8 protein-coding genes and 2 pseudogenes are annotated in these 6,269 nt (G+C 48.5%); 4 read left to right on the top strand and 6 right to left on the bottom strand.

The window, feature by feature from the left end; all coding sequences use genetic code 11:
• Window positions 1–31: 31 nt before the first annotated feature.
• On the bottom strand, window positions 32–448 hold the full coding sequence (locus KO497_RS17040) for a DinB/UmuC family translesion DNA polymerase (protein WP_215945163.1): 417 nt from the start codon (window positions 446–448) through the stop codon (window positions 32–34).
• 352 nt (window positions 449–800) lie between these two features.
• Window positions 801–1,046, bottom strand: a pseudogene (locus tag KO497_RS17035) (transposase domain-containing protein); the annotation flags it as partial.
• Between the two features lie 211 nt (window positions 1,047–1,257).
• Between KO497_RS17035 and KO497_RS17030 the strand changes: the two are divergent.
• On the top strand, window positions 1,258–1,854 hold the full coding sequence (locus tag KO497_RS17030) for a hypothetical protein (protein WP_215945162.1): 597 nt from the start codon (window positions 1,258–1,260) through the stop codon (window positions 1,852–1,854).
• 678 nt (window positions 1,855–2,532) lie between these two features.
• Window positions 2,533–2,949: a hypothetical protein gene (locus KO497_RS17025; protein WP_215945161.1), complete on the top strand. Its 417-nt coding sequence runs from the start codon at window positions 2,533–2,535 to the stop codon at window positions 2,947–2,949.
• A gap of 4 nt (window positions 2,950–2,953) precedes the next feature.
• On the opposite strand, the gene KO497_RS17020 is transcribed toward KO497_RS17025, so the two are convergent.
• Together KO497_RS17020 and KO497_RS17015 are read right to left on the bottom strand one after the other, a co-directional pair.
• A complete protein-coding gene (locus KO497_RS17020) occupies window positions 2,954–3,091 on the bottom strand; it encodes a hypothetical protein (protein WP_215945160.1) in 138 nt (45 codons plus the stop codon).
• Between the two features lie 109 nt (window positions 3,092–3,200).
• The gene (locus tag KO497_RS17015) at window positions 3,201–3,617 is read right to left on the bottom strand and encodes a tetratricopeptide repeat protein (protein ID WP_215945159.1); all 417 of its coding nucleotides are present in this window, start codon (window positions 3,615–3,617) and stop codon (window positions 3,201–3,203) included.
• Between the two features lie 90 nt (window positions 3,618–3,707).
• On the opposite strand from KO497_RS17015, the pseudogene KO497_RS17010 reads away from it, so the two are divergent.
• Window positions 3,708–3,857 (top strand): annotated as a pseudogene (locus tag KO497_RS17010) (ATP-binding protein); the annotation flags it as partial.
• 110 nt (window positions 3,858–3,967) lie between these two features.
• On the opposite strand, the gene KO497_RS17005 reads toward KO497_RS17010, so the two are convergent.
• On the bottom strand, window positions 3,968–4,276 hold the full coding sequence (locus KO497_RS17005; protein ID WP_215945158.1) for a hypothetical protein: 309 nt from the start codon (window positions 4,274–4,276) through the stop codon (window positions 3,968–3,970).
• Window positions 4,277–5,492: 1,216 nt separating this feature from the next.
• Window positions 5,493–5,963: a hypothetical protein gene (locus KO497_RS17000; protein ID WP_215945157.1), complete on the bottom strand. Its 471-nt coding sequence runs from the start codon at window positions 5,961–5,963 to the stop codon at window positions 5,493–5,495.
• Between the two features lie 207 nt (window positions 5,964–6,170).
• Between KO497_RS17000 and KO497_RS16995 the strand changes: the two genes are divergently transcribed.
• Window positions 6,171–6,269, top strand: a 99-nt coding sequence (locus tag KO497_RS16995) for a transposase (RefSeq protein ID WP_215945164.1), incomplete at its 3' end; no start/stop codon positions are given.

Genomic DNA, 6,269 nt, shown 5'->3' with positions numbered 1-6,269 from the left:
AGGAGCCATCCACCCCATCAGCAATCCGCCCTTACCCTCGATCAAAGAACCCAAGGTGCTCTTGTTGGTCACCATATTTGATGACGGTTTTGCCATACCTCAAATTGATGCGATCTATGGTGGCGGAGAGCGTTTCGCGTTTGCTGTTTTGCCCTGGGGCAAGCGGCAGGAAAAGTTCACCATTGCGCTGGCTAAGCAACACTAGGTTCGTGAGGTTGATCCCGATCGATGTGGCTTGAGTGCGACTGCTGGCAAACTGCGCCGTGAGGGCGTCGAAGGTGTCGAGAAAATCACGCGTGTCTTGGCTTGGGTTGAGCGTCTGTTGCCAGTGATACCCCTGTCGTTTCCACAGCCCGATGTGAATGGAAATCCGCCCAGCACAATAGCCGTCACGCCGCATGCGTGCTGCAGCCCGTTCGACCAACCAGCGGCCAACACGCGTGGCCATTGGGGCAGGGCGATACTTTGGTAAGCGCCTGCTTTCACTACTTCCAAAACATTCAAAACAGCTCTCCTACAAATTCAAAATGATTATTAAGCTAATTACAGATATACCAAAGTGTACAACATTTACGCATGGATGCCGCCACAACATAAAATCACTTAAGGCTTCGAGATATCCACCCGACTTTTTGGTGTGCGTCTTCCACAGCCAATAAACTAAATAATTGAGAAAAATCGCATAAGCGCCGACTAAAAAACAGTAAAGACCGATCCAAGCGTTCGCAGCCACAACTCAATCCTTCCAAAAATACATTTTTTAGATCATCGAAATAGGTAATCATCAACGCTGCCGTTGATCAAGCAGCGTTTTTTGCCTCAGCCTTGGCATTTTTAGCATCGATTGTGTCCTGATAAGCCCACGGCATGAGATCGTTGATACGGTTCTCTGGATGATCCTGGATGCGCTCCAGCACCCAAGTAAGCCAGACTTCGGGATTCACCTTATTCATCTTTGCGGTCTCGATGAGGGTATAGGCGATGGCGGCGGATTTGCCGCCAGCTTCTGAGCCCATGAATAGATAGTTTTTGCGGCCCAGAGACGCCGCTCGTGCGAAACGCGTCTAATGGCCGCTCCCAGCCCAAAGCGGCTGTGGCGCTTCAGGGATGAATTGACAAAGCCGACGTTTATGGCAATGTGTCCCAGCGACGGGAGTGCGGGACATTGTTGCCGTTGATCTTTGACAATTGCTGTTTGGATAACCTGCATTTTTTGCGTTTTACGATTGAATGGGGTGCCTTGAAACAAGGATGACTTTGCCCGATGTTATACGCATGATGTTTCGCTTCATCACTTTATGTTGGATTGGCCTTGCACCCTGTTTCGCCTTGGCAGAAATCCCGATGCCTATTCGAAGTAATTCCGCATTTCTGGAAGCAGAGAGCATTGTCCTGTGTTCCGATTTTGAAGAGATCAACGCATCACGTGTTACCCAGTTCCTTGAAGATTTGGATCAGAGCTTTGCAATAATGGAAGTTTTGGATGGTCCTGAAACTCCTGTCAAAGCGAGCACTTTCAATGTGTTGGTGGTTATCTCTGGGGAGGAGACAAGAAGGTCTACTCTAGACTGCGCGAGCAATGTCGCTCCCTATGACATCCACACACAGCAAGAGGTTATGATCGCAGTTCAAAGACTTAAGCAAGGCTTCGAACACCCCAATCCAATCCTAAATGCCACACTTGGTGACACACAATGGGCTAGCTCTAATTTCTATCACGAGGCAGAAAACTGGGTCACGATTGTGATCTCAATGCTTGAGCCATCGGCAAACAATCTAAATTATACAATGATCAGACTATTCGACTTGCCGGATGTCATCTGCGAGCAAAATTCGGCTTGCATCGGTCGGTAGATCTGGGCTCTAAGCCGTCGTTAGCCGCATCTTTGCCGAATGGCGGCTTTGGCGCAACAGCCAAACTTTGCAAACTCCGCTTTCTGCGCATAGCTGCCGTTGGAGCGAGGTGCAGCGAACGTCGGCAATCCGCCGATTCTGTTGAAAAACACCGTGTTGCTAGCGCAGAAAGTAGCGTTTCAAATGGAGCGTGAGCGCCTTTTCTATCAGGCTTTGCTCGTTTGCAGCGGTGCAGGAAAGATCTTGGCTAGTTTGCGGAGGTTTTGGGCGGTTCAAGTGAAGGATAAAATGCAGGCCCTCACAGAGCGGCGTGAAGCCCTCGAGGCACAGCTTGCGTATACGCCAGCCCCCGACCCCATCCGCATTTAGAGCCGACAATATGCGAACGGCAGCTCGCGTTATGAGTGACTACCATTACATCAAAGTTGCTCGGAACATTTACCGTAGACTGACGCCTATACAAACCACCGAAATCCATTTGGATCATCGGTCGCGGCTCACAGCTCGTTTGGCTGAACCATTTATCGGTGAAACGACTATGGTCACACACCATGCCCCGCATTGAAGCGCTTTGAGCTCTGAGCAATCTTATGGCCCTTGCCGACGGCAATGATCTCATGTTTCTTATGGAGCTGCGCATGGGTTGTGAATATGAGATCTAAGAAGAGAGGAAGTAAAATGCTTAAGCTTATCGTTTTATTCACTATTTCTTTAGTTTTTTTTGGTGGCATTGAGGTTGCACGGCAAATCTATAGCACTCCATTACTTGTCACATATGCCAATGAAGCTCGGCAAGGAAATGTCGAACTAGACCTTTTTGATATGGGTAGACGTTATGATATTCTTTTTGATCAGGTTGGGTTTTCGTTTATGCACGTCTTGCCCATTGCAGGAGTTCAATTGTTTAAAAAACAAAAGGGCTTTTCGAGTTTTTTCTTAGCATTTATCGCATGTGCTGCGGGAGCTTTGTTTGCAAACGTTTTGTTGTCCAACAGTTGGAAAGAAAGCGACTTGTGGATTGGGGGAGGGTGCGCAATGCTCGGTTCTTTTGCAATTTTTTTACTTTTCAATTTGAGGAACTATGATAATGACTGATTTTTCATTCGATGATTTTACGCAAACGCCGTAGCTCTAATTCCATCGGCACAACCGGCCCAAAGCCGCCGTTAGTGTGAATCGCGTCTAATGGCAGCTCCCAGCCCAAAGCGGCTGTGGCACTTCGGGGATGAATTGACAAAGCTGACGTTCATGGCAATGTGTCCCAGCGACTGCAGTGCGGACAAAGCGCCATTTCGCTGCGGCCACGCCAATGGCTGCTTTTGCTGATATCAGGCTGATTGTATTTTCTATTCGCCCGACTTGACGACTGAAACCCAAAGAGCAAGCGCTCTGCCGTCTGCGATTTGAATCATTCGCTTATGCAGTTCCCGTTCCCACGGTCCCGACTTTGCTCGTGCGTCGCGCAAGGCTTGCTCAAATGCTTCAATAGCTTTCTCCGGTTCTCCAATCTGAGATAGCGCGATCCCTCTTTCGAGTTCAATGCGGCTCCCCTTAGCCCTTTCGAGAGATGAGAAATTCATCCAAGCACCGGTGGCTAGTGAAATGTTGCAAAACCGAAGCTTCTTCGCTCCTTCATAGCGATCATTCCGGCACGAGCTGGCCATCAGTCCTGCGGTCATCCCGGTTAGCCAAACACACAGGAAGACCCATATGAAAATGGCGTAAGCCCAGGTCTTAAATTTGGATTTTGATTCTGCTGGCATGTCCATACTTCTTGCTACCAAATACCCAACAAATGGAAAGGATGTAGATAGCCTTCATTCGAACATTTTGCAGCATTGGTCAAAGTGGGCTCGAACCTGCCCTTTGATGAATGGACCGAGGTCTTCGGCTCTGAGCGGCTGACAGGCGCGTTGCTGGATCGCTTGACCCATCACGTCCACATTCTCGAGATGAACGGCGAAAGCTACAGGCTCAAATACAGCCGTAACAAACAACAATAATCAAACCTAAATCCAGATCAGAACAATGTTGGCCCAAGGGCCAACATGCGCTTTGGCACGCGTTAGCTATATGACAAGCACTCGCGCCAAAGCGCACGAAAAACGATAACTCAGTGGACCAGTTTTACGCCGCGATCTGGCCCCTTTTTACTCTGCGATTGACAGCCAGATAAGCTAACCTCTACCGTTGCCTGTTGTGTATCGGGTGTGTAGGCAACACCGATATCCCACCCAACAACGCCACCATTCGCCCAGCTAGCGCCGAAGCTGGCTTCGATAGCGCTTTCTGGAACGTTTCCTTGGAACAGCTCAGTAATAATAGATGGCATTCCACTATTTATGTTTATTTCGGATGTGATTGGTCCGTTGCCCGGAATTTCGACCGTTTCTGTAGCGCCGCCGGTAGCAATTAATCCCATATTGCCGCTCCCTTAAAAAGAAATTTATCTTAACCGTTTTAATCTTTGATGACGCGCAATGAAAACACATGCAAGAGGCACACTGACAATTATCCAAACAGCGAATTCAGCCAAGTCTGATTTCAAGAATCCTATCACCGAAAAACCAGAAAATAGAAAAACAGTGAATATAATGAAGCAAATAAGCGTTCGGATATCTATCACGGACTTAGTGAGTTGGGTTTGCCCAAAAACAAGTCTGTCGGCTAGATCGACGCATCGTTGTAAAATTGCCAGAGCATAGAGCATAGAGCATTTTTTGCCGCCTGTTTGGTCACATTGAGTTTGTTAACTGTAACGGTGGTTTTTGTCACGCGCAATGTGAGCGCGAGCGGTCAAGGGCTTAGCTGTTACAAAACCCCATGACAAAACGTTTGGAGTTTTGGAAGGTTTCTGGCCGCACAAGCGAAAGCTGCCGTTCATGCATGATGCAGCATCGGTGACTCGGGCTCAAACCTGCCATATGCTGCATCTTTGCCGAATGGCGGCTTTGGCGCAACTGCCAAACTTTGCAAACTCCGCTTTCTGCGCATAGCTGACCTTGATGGCTGACGCAGCGAAGGTCTGGTTTCCGCCCTTGATGTCGAGATTCGCACCAGACTGACCCAAAAACCTCTTTCCAGTTCAGCGTTCCCCCATTTATGCGCGAAAATATCTATGCCTTTGATTTTTTTATATTTATCTCTTTCTGGAAAGTGTGGGGCAAACTCGCAAGGCCTCTTTCCAGTTCAGATTGCATTTTTGGCGCTGATTGTTAATTTAATCACCGTTTAAGTCGCCTCAAACCCCTTATTTAACGGCCTATGAAGCGGGCAGGAGGGTTTGCAAGGTTTGGTGTCGGCAAAGATGCATCTACCTTACATAAGAGGCCTTATGAGGCTTGCTGCAAGACTCTGCGTCGGTCTATCAGCTGACCCATCCATGCCGCCGATAGCCTTGTAAATAAGGCTTTTAACCGTCTTTTATTGGCTTTTCCCACCTATTCCCGCTTACTGCAGGTTTCTCTGTCCCACTACATTCACGCCAACGCGCGCTTCGTCGCTGCAGATATTGGTGTCACGGCGCAGCCGTTATTTATTCTAAGGACAACGCCGATTTAATTTGTGCATACTGCACTGCAAGCTCAGCATCCGTGAGCAAAGCGTCATATAGGAAGACTGTTGCGGTTTCGCCTCCTTCAGAAGCCACTTGTTCTGGCGTTGTACCGATTACAGATCTTATCTGTTGATGGGGATAAGGCGGAGCCAAGCGCATCAGACGTTTCAGAGCCATCCAGCATCATTTTGAGGGCCCGTTCTTTGGTTGTTGCATTGTAGCGTACAGCAGCAACGAATGTCTCACCTTCTATGATGGTTCCCACTGGACCAGCGAGAGGGTCATACGTAGGCGATCCATCAACGTCCTTATAGGAACCGAGTGTTAGCCTGCCTGAAGCACCCGAGATGTGTTGTATCCAGACCCCTGATGTACTTGCGCGGTAAGTCCCGATTAGATGGGCTGAGGTATCAAAACTTGAGACCTTACCAACAATGATCCACGTAAAATCCCCTTCAGGCTGATCCAAGCCAGTTGTAATGTAATTATCGGCATTGAGTGCAGCAAAACCATCAACGACGATTAGAGCATCGGAAAATTTGAGATGAGGCAAGGCTACCGCGAAATTTTAGCGAACGCAGAACAAGAAGCCTACTACGTGTCTGATTTTGTGGAGGAGCTCTCAAAAATTTCTGAAACGCGCAAACTTTGGCGGGCTTGGTCGGGAGTTCTCGAACACTACGTCAAAGGGTAATCCCCCCTAAAATTAGTGGTGTTCAAAAATAGAATTTTCTCGGCAAGATATCTGAGGAGATTTACGATGAAGAATGGACGATACAGCGACGCGCAGATCATGGCGGTGTTGAAGCAGGCGGAGGGCGGTGTTCCGGTTTCTGAGCTTTGCCGAGAGCATGGAATG

It is taken from the genome of Pacificibacter marinus, assembly GCF_018860665.1.
Taxonomy (GTDB): Bacteria; Pseudomonadota; Alphaproteobacteria; order Rhodobacterales; family Rhodobacteraceae; genus Celeribacter; species Celeribacter marinus_A.
Note: the sequence above shows the minus strand (reverse complement) of the source record. Positions and strands in the feature narration are given on the sequence as shown.

Bases quoted from the DNA above. Each gene is read 5' to 3' on its own strand.
- KO497_RS17025 (WP_215945161.1), top strand. From the start codon at position 2,533: ATGCTTAAGCTTATCGTTTTATTCACTATTTCTTTAGTTTTTTTTGGT.
- KO497_RS17040 (WP_215945163.1), bottom strand. From the start codon at position 448: ATGGCCACGCGTGTTGGCCGCTGGTTGGTCGAACGGGCTGCAGCACGC.
- KO497_RS17015 (WP_215945159.1), bottom strand. From the start codon at position 3,617: ATGCCAGCAGAATCAAAATCCAAATTTAAGACCTGGGCTTACGCCATT.
- KO497_RS17005 (WP_215945158.1), bottom strand. From the start codon at position 4,276: ATGGGATTAATTGCTACCGGCGGCGCTACAGAAACGGTCGAAATTCCG.